The sequence below is a fragment of the Agromyces sp. CF514 genome (genome assembly GCF_900113185.1).
Taxonomy (GTDB): domain Bacteria; phylum Actinomycetota; class Actinomycetes; order Actinomycetales; family Microbacteriaceae; genus Agromyces.
In genome coordinates this window covers 2,230,109-2,245,796 of record NZ_FOZD01000001.1, presented here as the reverse complement: position 1 = coordinate 2,245,796, position 15,688 = coordinate 2,230,109, and the positions used below count along the sequence as shown (strand labels likewise).

The following is a 15,688-nucleotide window of genomic DNA, read 5'->3' as shown; positions in this document are numbered from 1 at the left end:
GGGCCAGGGAACGAAGGAATAGCCGTCATCACGCCTCCAAAAGGGCAGCACAAAGAAACCGCGACAGCGGCAAACAGAAAAAGGGGCGGGGGTTAGAAAGCAGGACGGGTGCGCGCAGTCAACGACGGCACACCAGACACGCCACCCCACGTAGAAAACTGAATCTCCTGAGACACCCCAGCAGGCACCGACCACCACTCACGCACCGTCAAAAACCCGGTCACATCGTTATCCGGCACATCCAAATACGCGCGCCCAGTACGAGGGTTCAAGAACACTGTCGAACCCAACGGGATCAGACGCTCAAACCGCAAACGACGACCCGAAGCGATCTCCTTCAACTCGAAGCCCGCATCCAAACCGCCCGCAACCTCGAACAACGAGAACGACTCCTGCCGGCCCGAATTCGACACCGTCACACGCCCCGGATCACCCGCAGTCCCATACGTGATCGGGTAAGTGATCGGATACGTGATACCCGTACCCGACGCCGGCAACCCAGACGACGCAACCAGCTCCGGCCCATACTTACGGGCATCCGCAGCAAACACATCAAACGCGAACTTGAAAAACGGCGAAAACAAACCCTCATCCGGCGTCGGCTCCGTCAACAACTCCACCATGCACGAACGAGTCCCCAACTCATCCGTCACAGCAAACTCAGACGACAACCCATCAGCCTGCAACGACTCCAACCGGTCACGAGCCGCATAAGCATCCGCGATGGAAGAGCCAATATACGACCCCTCCACCGTGATCACCCTGCCGTCACGAAAAAACCGGGCAGACCCAAACGCACCATCATTCTGCGGGCGCTTCCGAATCGTGTCACCACGCCTAGACGGTGCACCCCGATACCAGCCCGACATGTCCGCCAACGTGAACCCCGACACTGCCTGGTCGTCGAACGTGAACCCGCCAAAGGTTACGACAGTCATCCCGCCACCTTTCGTGCGAACTCGCGACCAAGGATCGTCGCCTGTGTGCGGGGGTCGTTGTCACGGATAGCGGGGAACGTGGGCGACAGGTTGTAATGGATCTCCGTCTTGCCGCCCATTTCACCGCCGAGACGCTTGTACGCCTCGAGCGCATAGCCGCGGTTCTGGGCTTCCTTCCCCGGCTTCCCAGAGATGAACGCCTCCCAACCAACCTCAGGCTCAGCGAACTTGTACAACGCACCAGCACGACCCGAATAGAAACCCTCGCCGAAACCACCGTCCGCGTACGAGTACATGCCACCGTTCGCGTTACCCGGATACGCAGCACCAACCTCACCACGCGGACGGCCAGTCTCCTGAACAACCTGGTTAATGACGATGTCGCGGTAACCGGGGATCGAATTGATCGCACGAGCAACCGCGTTGGCCTCAGCAATCGCCTGAGCCGCATTCGACTTGTACAACGTCTCAACGTCACCCGGAATCAGGTCAAGCTGATCCGCGTACGCATTCGCCTGCTCAGCCGACAGCCCAGCAGCCATACCAGCCTTCACGATCGCGTCACGACCTGCCTGAATGACCGGGATTGCGTCTTCCTGCTTACCGGTCTGCTCGACGGTCGCAGCCGCAGCGGTCTTGTACGACTCAGCGATCGCATCCAACGCGGCCGAGTTTTCCCGGCCCGCCTCAGTCGTGATGTCGAGCGTCTGACCGTTCTTCTCAATCGACGCCTGGAAGTCATCCAACGACGACTCAACCTTGCGGTTCGCATCATTCAGAGAGAGCTGCGTATCACCCAAGCCGCGCAGAGCATCCACGAAATCGCTGACAGTTTGCGTCGCCGAATCTGTCGCCGCCGTGAACGTGTCAACCTCTTCCGACGCATCCTCAGTCGCCGTAGCCGCACCATCTTGAGCCGACGAATACTCCGGCAAAAGATCATTCAGCTTCCCAAGCGCATCCTTCGACCCATTCGTCTTCGCAGCCAAAGCCTCATACATTGCCGCAGCCTCATCAGGCTTCCCATCAGCAACCAGCTTCGACATCGCATCATCAGCCAACGACAACTGCGCCGTCGTCAACTGCGACTCAGAACCCAACAGTTTCCAAATCGGCATGAAGTTCGAAATACCCTGCACAGCCTCAGACGCACCACGAGTCACATCCGAGAAGAACCCGTTATCCGTGAGCGTGCCGATACCGTTCAGGTCGTCACCAATAAGGTTGTCGACCGTTGTCTTCGCGCCGAGCTCGTCCAACGAACCAATCAACGAATCAACGGTTTCCTTCAACCCGAGCGCTTCACGAGCCGAGTCAATGAACCCGCCCGTAGCCTCAGCAGCCCACGCACCAACACCAACCGCAGCCAGGATCGTCATACCCGTTTTGAGGTTCGCAACCGCAGCGTTCGTCTTCGCAGCCGAAATACCCAGAGCCTCGAGCGACGCCTTGAACGCCGCCACCTTCGGCACCGCGATCAGCGCTGCACCACCAGCCAAACCAACAGCAGCCGTCAACCCGCCAAGAGCCAACGCCGTCGTCTGCACAGCCTGAGGTGCATCACCGAACGCATCCACAACCGACGTGACACCCTGCACCAAACCACGCAACGCATCGTTCGCAGCCGACCCGGTCTTAATCAGGGCCGTATCGAACGCGCCACCGAGCTTCTCAATATCGCCCGACAGGTTATCCATCCGCAACGCGGCAGTCTCAGCCGCGTACCCGGAATCGTTGACCTTCTCAGACCAGTCCGCGATACCAACAGAACCCTCGTTGTACAGGGCCGTAGCAGCACGAACCGCATCGGAACCGAACATGATCTCAAGCGACGCCGAACGCTGCTCATCCGTCAGACCCGACAGGCCCTGCTTCAACTGGCCGGCGAAGTTCTCGAGCCCGATGAACTTGCCGCCAGCATCGAACGCGCTAATTCCGAGACGTTCCATCTCGTCGCGCGCCTTAGCCGTGTTCGGCGTCAGAGCACCGAGCATCGTCTTGAACGACGTACCAGCGTCCGAACCCAACAGGCCCTGCGACGCGAACGCGGCGAGCGCGGTCGTCGTCTCCTCAATCGTGAGACCCGCACCGTTCGCAACCTGACCGACCTGAGCCAAAGCAGCCCCAAGATCGGACACGTCACCAGACGCCTTACCCGCGCCCGCAGCCAACAGGTCAGCAACATGCTCCGTCTTCGAGCCGGCAAGGTTGAACTGGTTCAGCGTCTTCGCCGCAACCTCAGCGGCATCCGCAACATTCATCCCAGACGCGGCAGCCAGAGACAGCGCACCATCGAGTGCGCCACCAAGGATCTCCGACGTCGACAGACCAGCCTTCGCCAACTCCTCAATCGCCGACGCCGACTCAGTGGCCGAGAACACAGTCTCAGCACCAGCATCCAAAGCCGCATCACGCAGCAGAGCCATGTTCGCGGCAGACTCGTGCGTTGCAGCCTGCACCGCCGACATCTGCTTATCGAACTCAGCAAACTTCGCCACAGCCAAACCAACGCCAGCAGCAGCCAACGCGCCAACAGCCATCGACGCCTTACCGATACCGGTAAACGCCTCCTGCTGAGCCCGCAACTTCCCAGCCGCCGTATCCAGATTCCTGGTCGCGACAGCAGCCTGCGTCATCCCCTGCACATAGCCAGAAACGACCGCATCAAGGGTGACCTTAGTGACTCTCTCCGGCATGAGCGCTCCTCAACAAATCAGGGGTGGCACGTAGCCGGAAAAAGCGCCCAAGCGCTACAGTGCGGACATGACCGAGAACCAGTTCTCCGAATACCGGCACACCACGCCGACCCGCCCCCGCTGGGCAAACGCACTGATCATCGCCGCCGTCATCTTCGGAGCCGGCCTGATCTTCGTCGTCACATCCGGAATCGGAACAGCGGTCTGGTTCTTCGGCGCGGCACTGATCACCGCACTCATCGCCGGAATCCTCGCGCTCGTGAACCTCGGGTCTTAACCCTCTTCACGGCCCTTCACATACCAGATGTGTGCCGGGCGGTCCTTGCGAACGTCAGGATGCGCCTCGTAGTAGCGCTCCTGCTCTTGGTTGAGCTTGAGCTTCACGTAATCCACACGAGGCTTATCGTTAGTGATCCACTGACCCGCGTACGCTGCGTCCGTCGCCTCGGACATTGGGATGCCATGCGTGCCCATATCCGCCTCGAGCCGCAGCGCCGCAAGATGCAAGGCCACCACGTCAGGCGTCCACTCAGGTTCACGCACCGTGACAGCTCGCACCAGACGGTCGCCGTCATACTCGAACGTCGTAACCTCAGCCGGCTCCCAACCACCCAGACGGCGGACTGAAACGTTCTGAGCTGCGGCTAGCCGGACTTCTTCCGCGAGACGGGGCGACGCTTGGATGCTTTTTTTGCGTCCTCAATCTCCCGCTCCGCATCAAACTCATGCAGATGCCACACCGACGCCTCAATGTCACGAGCAGACGCCGGAGCAATGACAGTCCAGAAATCAACCCAATCCTCGGCAGGCATCTGAGTCTCGACATCGCCCTCGAGCACCCGGCCGTACTTCGCGGAAATCTCACGCGAAACACCAGCAAGGTCGTACCCGTTCTTGCGATCCAACGCGACATCCATGCGCGGCAGATGCTTCATCGCCGCATGCGACCAATCCACGGACGACGCACGGTAGAACACCACCTGGTGAAGCTTGCCGTGAACCGCCACCTCAATCACCGGAGACTTAGCCGGCGCAACGGCAGCCTTAGCCGCTGCCAAATCATCCTTGAAACTCAATGTCCTACTCCCCACAAGTCGAAACCCCACGAGTGTTTGAAGCCGGGGCGGGTTGTGGGGGAACCCGCCCCGGCCGTCTCATTTACGCGACCAGAACGCCACCGTTCACAGTCGGCAAAACCGGGTACAACGTGTACGCAACCGTGTCGACACCGTTCTCAACAGGTGCCTGCGGGCGACGCGTACCAACAACGACCGTGTGAATGTCAGCAATCTGACCGATCGTGTGAGTCGTCGCATTGTCAACAGCACGACGCACGTTGAGCTGGATCGTCGCACCCGAGATTGCGAGAGCCGAGAAGATCGCATCCGCCGTGTCAGCAACAGCCGACTCAACACACTTGACCTCCCACGTCTCAGTCGTCTTACCCGGACGGGCAAGGTTCGCGATCAGGGTCAGACGCTTGTCCTCAACGGTCGCCTGCGTCTTGCTGTAGTTCCAACCGTCAGCGGTCAGACCGTACGTGATGGGCTTCGACGTGGCACCATTCAGAATCGCAACGCTGAGCGCGTTCGAACCGATCGGGACCGTCGTAATCCGCCATTTACCATCGGACTGGGTAGATGCCGGGACAGTTTCTGCGGGCATACGTTTCTCCTTCTAGATCGAGTCCTGGCAGGAGACCCGCAGGACCGGGTTACCCACCGGGTTTGGCGGGTCGCTTAAATGCGAAAACCCCGCACAAGGGCGGGGCTCTCTAAGTAGTTCGGGTCAGGCAGATGGTTCCGAGTAAAGGTCGAACACGATCACACCGAACGGCAAAGGGAACGGGCCATCCTTGTCGAGGATGACGGGGCGGGCATACCACTCGGCCGGCTTGCGAACATTCCGGCCCGTAACAGTGAGCTGGTAGTCGAGCAGCTGGGCTTCGATACGCCCACCAACCCAACGCGCCTGAGACGCAACCATCCCCACGCAATACACGTAATGCCGCGTCAGAAGGCCAACCTTGCCGCCACTAAAACGCGCCTGAGAACGCTGCCCCAAATCCGACTGCACAACCACATACCGTGACGGTGCAGGATCCGGAACCTCACCCAACTCGTACGTCGTCGCCGTCAACTGTGAATCAGCACGAATACGGGCCATGATCGCCGCGTGATGGAGTTCAGCAGTCATAGCTCAATCTCCCCCGCCTCGTTAATCGCGTCCTCAAACTTCTGCTGATTACGGAACAACGCCTCAGCACCAAAGCCCCGCGCACCAGTCTTCGGAGTGCCGTACTCGAGCATGCCGACAAGCGGACCCTGGCCACGCAAAACCGGACCGATCTCCGCCGTCACAGCCGACATGCCAGTGATCGCAGAAGCGGCGCCCCGCAACTCGTGCGTCACAGTCCCAGCACCACCCGGCACATGCTCCGACCCAGACAACGGCTCACGCCAGTCATCCCGAACCGCAATCGCCGTAGCCTCAACCGCAGCAATGATCTTCGGAGCAGCCTTCGCAGGAGCCCTACCAAGATCCGCGGCCAACTTCGTCACCTCGTCGAAATCGAAGCTGAAACCGTCACCCATGTCAGCTCCAAACCTCGACCGGCAGACGTCGGGCAGACTTCAACGACTGATCAAACCGGCCAGCAACACGACCCGTAACACCAGCCGTCTCACCCGCCGTAATCGTGAACTCATCATCCGCACGCACCCCAGACGTACCCGCAACAGGCACATCCAGACGCGGACCCTGCACCGCCAGAAGCTGAGACTGCGCATCAACATCACGCACAACACCCGAACGCAACACCAGACGACACTTGCCGCTGTAGATCGTCGACCATGTGAACTCGAGCTCACCAGTCGACGGATTCAAAACCTTCGGCCCCTTACGACGAATCAGAACCGTGTCGACCATCAGAGACTCCGCGAGCGCCTGCCCCCACGCCTGCGCACCAGCAACAATGCTCACCGCGTACCCCCCACATGAACATCCGTGGAGTACTGCCGGCGAATCAAAGCCACATTCCGGTCAGACAGGCTCATGCCCGTCCCCTCGCCACCATCAGCAAACGCAGCCTTGAAATCATCCAAAGCAACCGACGACAACCCGCCAACCGTCAAACCCAAATTCAGCTCAAGCGGAATCAACGCCTGCGACACCAACACACACGCCCAACGCTTCAACCCCTCAGGAGCCGACGCATACCCATACGTGAACGTGACCGTCACCTCATCATCCGTGTCAACAAACAACACGCCATCACGAAGCACAAACCCAATCTCAGTCGCACCAACAAACACAGTCGGCGCACCAACCACAGGCTGCTGAGGCAAAACAACCTCACCATTCGACGGCCACGCAGTAAACGTCACCGTCGACTGCGGGAACACCTGCAACCCAATAACATCCTCACGAAGATAGGTGGACGCATCCTCCAACAGCGTCGTGATCCACTCCTGCTCATCAACAGAAAAGACCCGATTCAACCGGGCCTCAAGATCCTGAAACGTTGCGAATGCGTCCACCGTTACTCCTTAGGAAGCAGGCAGGTAGGTCTGCACCGACGTAGCGCGCAGAACCTTCGTGCCGTACACGTTCAGACCACGGATGTAGTCAGCGAACTTGTTCTCCATACGACCAGCCTCGGTCTTCTGGATCTGACCGACATACGCCACCGAAGGGGCGTGGAAGCCGATAGCCGCAGGACGGTTCGACGTGTGGGTGAGCTGCGGGTGCTCAACGACCGTGAAGCCGAGGAGACGACCGAGGACACCGTTACGGATGGGCTGGTCACCCACCGGGTCAAAGCTGGTCAGCTTCGACGCCGAACCGAGCAACAGCGACGCAAACTCGGGCGAAACCGCAAGGATACGGTCGGACGAGGGAACGTTCGCCTTCACAAGGTTCTGACGGATCGACACAACAGCCGCATACGCAAGGTCAGCGGTCGTGATCGCCCCAGTACCAGCCGAAGTGCCGTTCGCCTTAAGCGCCGCAATAACGGTCGCCTCAGCATCCTCAGCAAGCGCAGCACCAGCATCACGGGTGACAGGCTCAAACGAACCAGCCGACTGCACCCGGTCAATGTCATCAACGATGAACGAGAACGCCTTCTCCTGGTTGATGACCAACGACTGAGTCGTGTCCGACATCTGAGCCGGCGTGATCACACGCGAAGCCGCAGCATAGTCAACGATCGTCGGAGTCGTAACAGCGGTGATCTTCACCGTGTTACCAGCCGAAAGAACACCCTCGTACTGGTGGTTCAACGCCGGAATCAGAATGTTCGAGGTGTTGAAACGCTCAAGAAGAGCGGCATCCCACACCGTAGGAATGAAGTTGGTAATAGCCATTAGCGGCTACCGCCTTTCTTTAAGAATCGATGCCGAGAGCCCGGTTCAAACGCCCTTCACGGCGTGCCTGGTTCACCTCAGCGAGAGACATGTTTTCGAGATCCGCAGCCGACAACTGCGTGAGACGCTGCGGCACCTGCGCACCCTGATCCGCGGCACCATCGAAACGGCGCTTATCCGCAGCAAGATGCGGTTTGCGTGCCAACAGGTCGTCGATCGCAGCGAGCAGCGCGTCAGAATCGACATCGCCGTCATCCGACACTTCAAAATCGTCAAGATTGATGTTCAGGAGCGCATCGGACACGTCCGCGAGCTTCCCCTTCGCCTCGAGCTTGAGCTGCGCGGCAAGGATCCGCTTGTTAGCCGCAGCCAACGCGTCATCCTTCGCCCGCTGACGCTCCTGCTCCGCAGCATGCTCAGCCTCACGGCCCTCAAGCTTCGCAGCCAGTTCAGCAGCCCTAGCCTCAGCAGCCTTCGCACGATCATTCGCAGCCTTGCGCTCCGCCTTCATCGCGTCGAGAGCCTTCTTCCCCGCATCACCAAGAGCATCAGCACCCTCAATAGGCGCCTCACCATCAGCAGGGGTCTCAACAATTTCAGTGTCGACAGGGTCGACGATTTCTTCCGACATGGAATTGCTCCTAGTTGGTTGGTTGCCGCGTTGCGCGGCCTGTCCCGCGAGGAGCGGGAAGTCAAACGGACGGGCGGATAAAGCCCTCCATAGTGAGGAGACGGATCGCGTCGGCACGCGTACCCGCATTCCTGTAGATGTCGTCGACCGTCAACCGGTACGGGGTGCCGAACTTCCGGTGAGACGTCTCAGTACCAAGGCCACGCAGGCGCACGTTCTCGACACGGTTCATGTCCGCGCCGTCACGGATCGCCTGAGCACCATGCTTCGTGAACACACGATCCTGCTCGGCCCCGGACAGTGAGTCGAAGTACGCCTGAGGGTCCGTACGGAAATCACCCGCACGGTTCTCCGACGACGGAATGTGCATGCAATCGCACCGCGGATGCCGCTGGAATCCCTGAGACCACCGGTACCAGCGACCCGCCAACATGACGCACCTCGAGCACGAAGGCGTATTCAGCATCCGCGTATACCCGGCAACGCCAGGACGCTGCGTGATGTCCGCCGAATACACCTGCCGGCGAGTATCCGCCAACACGGTCAGAACGTCACGGATCAGATGCGAACCACCCGACTGCAACGCCTCATCGACGGATGTGCCCTGCTTCACCGCAACCTTCGTCGCGATGACCGACTCATCCAGAAGAGAACCCATCGGACGACCATCCGGGGCAGCCACCGTGAACCGGGTGGGATTAATCTCGCCCACACCAGACGCAACCTGATCCGTCTCCACCAACACAGCAGCCGTATACGGTGCCGCCAAACGAACAGCCGCATCACGCCCCTGCTGCACCACCGCAAGAACGCGAGGGCGGGCGTACACCCAGTCATTCGAGAAATCGTCCCCGAGTGTCCGCCACAACTTCTTGACGCTAGCTGCCGTCGCCCCCGCCACTACCTGCTGACGACGGTACTGATCCTGAGCCGCCTGAGGAATCATCAAGCCCCCTCATGGCAGCCGCAATCTGCGGGTCATTCAGCTCTTCCTCACGCATCTTCAACACCCGCGCAATATCGACCGGGTCCAACCCGTCAACTTCCATCAGGTACTCGAGCGGGTAACCAAGCTGCTTCTTCTTCAACAAGGCATCCGCAAGCTGCGCCTCAGAACGAATCTCCGGGTTAGCCCAAGTGACCGTCGCCAAACGTGCGGCCTGCGCCAACGACTGGTCACCCAACACCAACGCAACCAGCCGGTACACCTCACGAATCGCAGGCGACGCAAACGACTGGAACTCGAGCGACTTCTTCACCAACCCAATCTCGGAAGCCTTCAACCCCTCGCCGTTCACATTCGACATGCCCGCCGTCGACACCAGATACGTCGGAGGCGTACGCGTCTGAGCCGCAATATGCCCGACCGCCTTCTCAATAACCCCCGTGAAGACGTCCAACTTCGCAGACTCCCACGAATCAATCGCAGTGTCAGCACCCGACAAATACAGGAGCCGCTTCTCAGCAAGATCCTTAATATCGACAGCCTTCTCACCAATCTGCTTACCCTCAGAATCAAGGACAGGCATCTTCGGCGGACCCTGATGCAACACCACACGCGCCGGCATCGACGCATAATCAGCAGCCAAAAACAGGTACGCCCACAACAGGTTGATCGCGTTCTGCATCGGAATGACACCCTGAATCTCAGACCGCGGGTCACCCTTCAACGTCGGACGGTTCGCGAACTCCACAACAGGCACAACACCCATCGGGTTCACCAACGGCCACGGCTCACCATGCACCTCACGAGCCACCCAGCCGCCCGTAGAGCCCGCGTTACGCACCCGCGACTGATCCGCCTGTGACGCCTCCGCAACACGCGCCTGAGACCGCAACCGCTGAAACTTCCACACCCAATTCGGCGTGTACAACGTCGCATACTCGAACCCAGAATCAGCCCACGTCTTCAACGCCGCCGTACGAACCCTCGAGTTAGCCCAGTCATACTCAATCTCAACGTCAGCGCCATGCTCCCAAGAGATCGTCGGCTGCTGCGTGAACGGGTCAGCCCACACAATCACATACGACCGCGACGACGTCAAAGACGCCACAAACCCCTGCGACGACTGCATGTCCATCTCGTTCAACAACCACTGCTCATGAAGCTTCTTCGCCGCATCCCCATACGTCGACTCATCCAACTTCACACCCGTATACCGCAGACGCTCAGCCTCAGCATCAACAACCGAACCACACCAGTTATCCGAAAAATCGGCATACCTGGACGCATTCGCCCGCTTCCACTCCTCAGTCGCAAACGTCAAAGGCTGATTGCCCTCGTAATACTGTTCACGCTGATCAAACTCAGGCCGGCGACCATTCAGGCGGGCATACAGGCGGTTCACCATGTGGAGGGCGTCCGTGGCACTCATAGAGCCTCCAACTAGGTCTCAGAAATACACGTATTCGTCTGGATCTTCCTCAAGCGCCCCACCAGCAATGGCATCCATCACCGCGTCATGGGCGAGCACCGACGACATTGCGTAGTCGATCTTCTGGTGTTCCTCCGGCTTACCGATGATGTACTGACGTTCCTTCGTCAAACTGTTCATCGCACGCGAACGCACCACCGCATTCCGGATATGCGCGGCAACCGTCTCATCACCGTCATGCGTGAACGGCGACTCCGCATTCCCCACATCAGTCTTGAACCGCTCGAGAGAAGCCCACATCTGACCGATACGGTTCGTCGGCCACTTAATGAACACCTTCTCGCCATACTTCGACGCCCAAGTGTCAATCTCGGTCTCCCAAAACTGCGGGTCACAGTACGCACGCACAATCTCGAACTGTGTCGCAAGCTCATCAACAGCAGCGTTCACCTCCGCACGAGGCACACGACCAGACCACTTCCGCGGATCCCACAACGTCGGCAAAGACGCCGCACCATACGTCGGCGTGAACTGATACTGACCCAACGTCTCCAACCGGATACCCGTGTGGTCGTTGTTATCCGAACCGTCGAACCCCAGACACACCTTCGTCCGAAACGACACCGTGACGGGAGCCTTCGCCTTACGGTCAGCCCACTTCACCATGTCGAACCATGCACCCGAGCCGGCCACAATCCGGTTCCCGAAGAACCGCTCCGCATCCGCAGCGTCCGTCTCCATCAACTCCGAAGCCTCAGCCTCGACAGCATCGACGGACACCCAGGGAGCCGCCGCGTAGTTGATCTCGAAGATGCGTCGGCGATCGGCCTTGTTCTTGAAGTCAAGGTTGGCGGGGGGCTGCTGGAAGTCCTTGTTGATGTCCTTCGCCAACGACTCGTGCGTCCGCTGAGCGACACTGTTCTCAGTCGGATTCCACGAGTTCGTCGTCTCAATCGAACGACCACCCATACCAGCAAGACCACGACGCTGATTCTTCGACAGCTTCCAACCGCCATTGGTCTCGAGCCACAAACCAGTCTCATCCTGCACAGCAAACGTGATGCGCTGACCAAGACGTGAAGTAGCCGCAGACGTCACAGCATCAATGCGACCACCACCAGGCAGACGAATAAACTCCTCACCCGTCTTCGGAATCACATCCGACAACGGGCCGAGCTCAATCATCGGCCGCAAAGCGTCATACGTGTTCGCCGTCTGATCCTCAGACGTCGCAGTGATCTGGATAAGCGGCGACGACCACGGCGAACCCATCGGCTCGCCGGCCTCATACACGTACGACCAACCGCAACCGCAGCGATAGTCGCGGCAGTCATACACCTCACCACCACGAGCGAACCCGGCAAACGTCACAGGCCCGACACCCTCAACGCACACAAACGCGGCGACCAGCGGAGACTTGCCCCACTTCTGTGCGCGCACAAGCTGCGAACGCCTGTACACGAATGCGGGAGCCTTCTCACCAACCTGCGCGGTGTCCTTCACCCGGTAATGGTTGGCCATGAAAGCCAACTGCTCATCACCCAGCAGAAACGGTTCCCCACGGTGATCCTGGTCAGGGATGACACAGTGAGCCTCAACCCACTCAACAGCAACCATCAGCGGCTTAGCCATTGATAGCCCTCAACCTGTCCCGCGCGCTCACCGCCCGCTGCTTTTCCTGCCGAACCTCAGCAACCTCATCCTCAGCGAACTTCCACCCGAGACGAGTCATCCCCGGAATCGACAGACCCAACTCCGCCTCCATGCGAAGAACACCCGTCTTCAAACCGTTCACAGCACCCGGCTCAACCGACTCAAGGTACGCACGCACATACGCCGCAACCTGGAACTTCAAACCGAGCTTCGACCACATCGCAGCCTGCGGCTTGAGCCAAAGCTCATCCCAAAGGGCCGACTCAGTCCCCGTCAGCAACTCGAGCGGCCACGCCGGCGCATCACCGTCAAAAACAGTCGGCAAAGTCACCCAAGCACCATCATCAGCACGATCCCGACGCAACGCATTCGGATCACGCGCCGGACCACTATTACCGTGTCCACCACTAGGCATCAGAACCTCCAATTCCGCATTGCGCGGGCATGAAAAAGGGCCCCCATTGCGGGGGCCTCGAAGATGTTTGACCTGACAGACCCGACGATCACCTCTCCGGCGGTTCTGTAGCACGCGTTGTACCAGGGTCTCCCCCCACCCCTACGCGCACCCCGGAGCGGTGTCAGAGCGTGTGCCAGCCACCGGGTTGGTGTTGTGCTGTCTGTGTGTCGTGACAGTGCTTGCAAAGTCCTCTGCCGTGCCGTGGGTCGTTAGCGTCCATGTGTAGCTCGAGTAGTTCTTTGCGTGAGCGTGGGTGGTGGTCTGCGATGGTGGCTTGGGCTACACCACATAGGACACAGATGGGGTCTCGTGTGAGTACCGCATCACGGAAGCGCTGGTGTCCTTTGGATGTGTAGCCTCGCTCAGTTGCCGTGCCCCTACCCTTGTCCGCCATGCGGGTGTGGGTGGGGCAGCGGGAGGATGTGCTGTCGTAGATGGTTGGGCATCCGTGTACTGAGCAGACACGCATGATGGTTCACCACCTATTGGCTGTTGGTGGGGTGAGGGATGGGGGTGGCACTTCTGCCCCCGGTTGTCCGCTGCCCTGGTATGCCCCTGCTGTCACACCCCTAGTCGCGGTGGTTGGGGTTGTAGCGTGCGAAGTAGTCGCGTGTGTTTGCTGCTTCTGTTTCGCATTGTTCGACGCAGGCGAGCATGGCTGAGACTGATGCTGATTCGGATCCGCAGAGGTCGCAGATGTGCATCATTCCCCTAGCAGTTGTTCGATGTGGTCTGCTGCGTCTTCAACGGCGAGCGTGTTGGGCGTCGAGTCGTGAGGGTCGACAGTCCATCCGTGTGTTGTTGCGTCGACGGCTGCGAATAGTTCTTCGACAGCGGCGTTGAGTTCGGCGAGGAGTTCTGCCCGGTTCATAGCCATCCTCTTGCTCTAAAGACTTTCTCGAATGAGCTGGGTACGACGGCGCCTGCTGGTCGGTAGTCGTGGAAGACGTGGATGTTGCCTGCCTGCAATGCGAGGTCGCAGAGTTGTGAGCAGATGAGGCGTTCATCGTCTTCGACGTACGCAGCCAACCAGTCGGGTGTTCTCGTGCGGGTGATGATCGCAATGCCGGCTGCGATGAAGTCGGCGGTTGCGTATGGGGTACCGATGCGACTAACCGCGTATCGCACGATGCGGCGTCGCTGCCATGTGCGCAACGGGTATCGCGACCACACAATGCCGGGGTAGAAGCTGATGGGCCTGACTCGTGCGCCGCCTGGTTCTGCACTGACGCACTGGTTCTCGTTGATCGCAACAACAATGTGCGTGTACTGGGAGCCAGTGACCCATGCGATGAGGCGTGAGAACCAGTAGCCGTCTTGCGGGATGAGGCCAACTTGTCCTGTGATCATGTTGGCCTCCCACTGTTTAGGTGTTGGCGAGTGTTTCTGCGGCGTCGTGTTCGCCGGCGTTGTGGAGGTTGGCGATGACGAGTGTCCAGTCGGTTCGGCCTGTGTTGTTGGCGTCGTATTCGCTCATTCGGGTAGTCCTTCGATTTCGATTGCTTCTGCCATCCATCGCAGTGAGGTGACGAACTCTTCGGGTCTGGGTTCGTGTCGTTTCACTTTGTGTTGGACGGCGATGATGTTGCCGTCGTCGTTGCGTTGGAGGGTGATGAAGCCGATGAGTGGTGCGTCTTCGTCGCAGAGTTGCTGGAGAAGGAACTCGATCATCACCACTCCAACGCTTCGATTGCCTGCCACTCGGTGTACGGGCGTTTGATTCGTATGCCTGCGCATGCAGGGCAGGTTGGTAGGGATGATGCGGTCACGGCCCGGTTGGATTCGTCGACGTAATAGTGAGCGTGTCGGGGGCAGAGTGCGGCACCGCATTTGCATGACCGGTCGGCTTTATTTGAGCATGTCCGGCAGTCGGCCATTTAGAACATCTCCTCGCAGAAGCATTTGTGTTCTGTTACGTCGGGGTGGCCTGTGGTGCGCACGCAGACGTGTCCTTGGCATTCGGCGGCGCACCTGTTCGCAACAACCGGCTCATGCCACTCACGCGACATCTTCACCCACATGACAGTCGGTCCCGAGCAGCCAGTCGCCCTCTCCGTCATACAGGACACGGTGCGGCTCATCCACGGTCGCCGGCTCACGGTAGAACGTGCGGCCGATGATCCGTTCAACCGCTGCAACCTGATCCATCATCAGTCGATCTCTCCGGTGTCGCGTGCGATCCGGTAGCACCTCTCGCAGCACCAGACATCCCCGTCTTCTGTCTCGAACATGCTTTCGCGGTCGCCCTCAGGCATTGATCCATTCCGTTTCGTCGAGGTGATACATCGATCGCTCCAACAACGAGGCCGGAGCATTCTGGAAGTGGTGACCGCACGCCTGGATGAACACAGGCTTAGGTGTGGCCTCGAAATAGATGCGCGCATAAGCTGCCGCACCACAACCACGCCAATCGCAACGGTCGGCGGCTGTCAGGTACCGGTCAACTGGCATCACGCGACCACTGTTCAATAGCCGTTTCGAGTGTCATTTCTGGTCGGACATGCACACCAAACACGCCGACCAACAAGACCGACGCGAGCACGACGAACCCGTTGTACGTGAACGACGCCC

Annotated in this window: 20 protein-coding genes; 1 reads left to right on the top strand and 19 read right to left on the bottom strand. The window is 59.4% G+C overall.

Features of this window, described 5'->3' with window-relative positions; genetic code table 11:
* Positions 1–92: 92 nt before the first annotated feature.
* Positions 93–938: a phage tail family protein gene (locus tag BM342_RS09990; protein ID WP_092965314.1), complete on the bottom strand. Its 846-nt coding sequence runs from the start codon at positions 936–938 to the stop codon at positions 93–95.
* Complete coding sequence (locus BM342_RS09985; protein ID WP_092965312.1) at positions 935–3,634, bottom strand: phage tail tape measure protein; 2,700 nt, start codon at positions 3,632–3,634, stop codon at positions 935–937. Before BM342_RS09985 ends, BM342_RS09990 begins: the two co-directional genes overlap by 4 nt.
* 67 nt (positions 3,635–3,701) lie before the next feature.
* Between BM342_RS09985 and BM342_RS09980 the strand changes: the two genes are divergently transcribed.
* The gene (locus BM342_RS09980) at positions 3,702–3,911 is read left to right on the top strand and encodes a hypothetical protein (RefSeq protein WP_092965310.1); all 210 of its coding nucleotides are present in this window, start codon (positions 3,702–3,704) and stop codon (positions 3,909–3,911) included.
* On the opposite strand, the gene BM342_RS09975 is transcribed toward BM342_RS09980, so the two are convergent.
* The 17 genes from BM342_RS09975 to BM342_RS19880 all read right to left on the bottom strand — a co-directional run bounded on the left by BM342_RS09975 (position 3,908) and on the right by BM342_RS19880 (position 15,268).
* Positions 3,908–4,177, bottom strand: coding sequence for a hypothetical protein (locus tag BM342_RS09975; protein ID WP_143109825.1), 270 nt, complete (start codon positions 4,175–4,177; stop codon positions 3,908–3,910). The genes BM342_RS09980 and BM342_RS09975 overlap by 4 nt on opposite strands.
* Positions 4,178–4,278: 101 nt before the next feature.
* On the bottom strand, positions 4,279–4,710 hold the full coding sequence (locus BM342_RS09970) for a hypothetical protein (protein ID WP_143109824.1): 432 nt from the start codon (positions 4,708–4,710) through the stop codon (positions 4,279–4,281).
* Between the two features lie 82 nt (positions 4,711–4,792).
* Positions 4,793–5,299, bottom strand: a complete 507-nt coding sequence (locus tag BM342_RS09965; protein ID WP_092965304.1) for a phage tail tube protein — start codon at positions 5,297–5,299, stop codon at positions 4,793–4,795.
* Positions 5,300–5,422: 123 nt separating this feature from the next.
* A complete protein-coding gene (locus tag BM342_RS09960; RefSeq protein WP_092965302.1) occupies positions 5,423–5,830 on the bottom strand; it encodes a hypothetical protein in 408 nt (135 codons plus the stop codon).
* Entirely contained in the window at positions 5,827–6,228 is a 402-nt protein-coding gene (locus tag BM342_RS09955) for a hypothetical protein (RefSeq protein WP_092965300.1), read from the bottom strand. Before BM342_RS09955 ends, BM342_RS09960 begins: the two co-directional genes overlap by 4 nt.
* Before the next feature lies 1 nt (position 6,229).
* Entirely contained in the window at positions 6,230–6,616 is a 387-nt protein-coding gene (locus BM342_RS19530) for a DUF6093 family protein (protein ID WP_255368655.1), read from the bottom strand.
* Positions 6,613–7,173: a hypothetical protein gene (locus BM342_RS09950; RefSeq protein WP_092965298.1), complete on the bottom strand. Its 561-nt coding sequence runs from the start codon at positions 7,171–7,173 to the stop codon at positions 6,613–6,615. Before BM342_RS09950 ends, BM342_RS19530 begins: the two co-directional genes overlap by 4 nt.
* A 9-nt stretch (positions 7,174–7,182) precedes the next feature.
* Positions 7,183–8,001, bottom strand: a complete 819-nt coding sequence (locus BM342_RS09945; RefSeq protein WP_143109822.1) for a phage major capsid protein — start codon at positions 7,999–8,001, stop codon at positions 7,183–7,185.
* A 19-nt stretch (positions 8,002–8,020) separates the two neighbouring features.
* On the bottom strand, positions 8,021–8,632 hold the full coding sequence (locus BM342_RS19525) for a hypothetical protein (protein WP_143109821.1): 612 nt from the start codon (positions 8,630–8,632) through the stop codon (positions 8,021–8,023).
* A 61-nt stretch (positions 8,633–8,693) separates the two neighbouring features.
* Positions 8,694–9,461 carry a hypothetical protein gene (locus BM342_RS09935; RefSeq protein WP_143109820.1) on the bottom strand — a complete coding sequence of 256 codons (768 nt, stop codon included), beginning with the start codon at positions 9,459–9,461 and terminating at the stop codon, positions 8,694–8,696.
* Between the two features lie 49 nt (positions 9,462–9,510).
* On the bottom strand, positions 9,511–11,007 hold the full coding sequence (locus BM342_RS09930) for a phage portal protein (RefSeq protein WP_092965290.1): 1,497 nt from the start codon (positions 11,005–11,007) through the stop codon (positions 9,511–9,513).
* A gap of 18 nt (positions 11,008–11,025) precedes the next feature.
* A complete protein-coding gene (locus BM342_RS09925) occupies positions 11,026–12,639 on the bottom strand; it encodes a hypothetical protein (protein ID WP_092965288.1) in 1,614 nt (537 codons plus the stop codon).
* Positions 12,632–12,991 carry a hypothetical protein gene (locus tag BM342_RS09920; RefSeq protein WP_092965286.1) on the bottom strand — a complete coding sequence of 120 codons (360 nt, stop codon included), beginning with the start codon at positions 12,989–12,991 and terminating at the stop codon, positions 12,632–12,634. Before BM342_RS09920 ends, BM342_RS09925 begins: the two co-directional genes overlap by 8 nt.
* Positions 12,992–13,820: 829 nt before the next feature.
* The gene (locus BM342_RS19885) at positions 13,821–13,988 is read right to left on the bottom strand and encodes a hypothetical protein (protein ID WP_177232126.1); all 168 of its coding nucleotides are present in this window, start codon (positions 13,986–13,988) and stop codon (positions 13,821–13,823) included.
* Positions 13,985–14,467 carry a hypothetical protein gene (locus tag BM342_RS19520; RefSeq protein ID WP_143109819.1) on the bottom strand — a complete coding sequence of 161 codons (483 nt, stop codon included), beginning with the start codon at positions 14,465–14,467 and terminating at the stop codon, positions 13,985–13,987. The genes BM342_RS19885 and BM342_RS19520 overlap by 4 nt, the downstream gene beginning before the upstream one ends.
* A 123-nt stretch (positions 14,468–14,590) precedes the next feature.
* Positions 14,591–14,788, bottom strand: a complete 198-nt coding sequence (locus BM342_RS19515) for a hypothetical protein (protein ID WP_177232125.1) — start codon at positions 14,786–14,788, stop codon at positions 14,591–14,593.
* A gap of 327 nt (positions 14,789–15,115) precedes the next feature.
* The gene (locus tag BM342_RS19880) at positions 15,116–15,268 is read right to left on the bottom strand and encodes a hypothetical protein (RefSeq protein ID WP_177232124.1); all 153 of its coding nucleotides are present in this window, start codon (positions 15,266–15,268) and stop codon (positions 15,116–15,118) included.
* Between the last annotated feature and the right edge of the window lie 420 nt (positions 15,269–15,688).